Source organism: Saccharomonospora iraqiensis subsp. paurometabolica YIM 90007 (assembly GCF_000231035.2).
Lineage (GTDB): Bacteria > Actinomycetota > Actinomycetes > Mycobacteriales > Pseudonocardiaceae > Saccharomonospora > Saccharomonospora paurometabolica.
Map to the genome: position 1 here is coordinate 7,352 of NZ_KI912247.1, position 261 is coordinate 7,612.

General features: G+C 78.9%; 1 protein-coding gene. It reads left to right on the forward strand.

What is annotated here, in order from left to right; translation table 11 throughout:
- Window positions 1-261: E3 binding domain-containing protein (locus tag SACPADRAFT_RS27785; protein WP_040924384.1), on the forward strand; the 261-nt coding region annotated here is incomplete at both ends.

Consider the following 261-nt stretch of genomic DNA (forward strand, 5'->3'; position numbering starts at 1 on the left):
CGGACGGGGCCGGTTCGGTGGAGGTCGTGCCGCCCCGCCAGGCGCCCGAGGACACCACGCCGCAGGCTCCGCAGGCCCCGGGCGGGTACGTCCCGCAGGCCAAACCGCCGGTGCGCAAACTGGCGAAGGACCTCGGCATCGACCTGCGCACGGTCAGCGGGTCCGCGGACGGCGGTGTGATCACCCGCGAGGACGTGCGGCGCGCGGCCGAGGGGACACCGGGTGGTCCGGCCGGGGCCGGGGCACCCGCAGCGCCCGCGG